Annotated in this window: 1 pseudogene; it reads right to left on the reverse strand. The window is 70.4% G+C overall.

The window, feature by feature from the left end:
* Positions 1 to 25 precede the first annotated feature (25 nt).
* Positions 26 to 392 (reverse strand): annotated as a pseudogene (locus A7981_RS10525) (helix-turn-helix domain-containing protein); the annotation flags it as partial.

Below are 392 nucleotides of genomic sequence, written 5' to 3' on the forward strand. Positions count from 1 at the left end.
GGCCGACTCCGCTTCCCTTAAGATTCTAAGACTCGTGCCTGGATTCAGACCGCCTGGCGGACTCACGCTCATTCCTCTGTTCAAGCACCCGTTCCATACGGCTGAAGGCATCGGCCAGCGGGCCTGAACCGAACAGCGCGGCGTTGCGCTCCTCGGGGTCCGTGCCGGCGAGCTGCGCCCGTCTCTCCGCGCGGCGGGCCTCGATCGCGTGCGCGTGGTCCTCGGGCACGGGCGCGTCCTCCCCTGCCCTGCCTAGCAGCCGCTCGGCCGCCGGCGGGAGCGCCAGGCGGTAGGCGTTCGAGGTCTGCTGCACCTGGGGGCCTGCCCCAAGGTTGCCGGTCGGGATGTAGCGACGCAGCCAATCGACGAAGCCATGCCGGCGTAGCGCCGCC

Origin of the sequence: Methylovorus sp. MM2, assembly GCF_001648895.1 — a bacterium.
Lineage (GTDB): Bacteria > Pseudomonadota > Gammaproteobacteria > Burkholderiales > Methylophilaceae > MM1.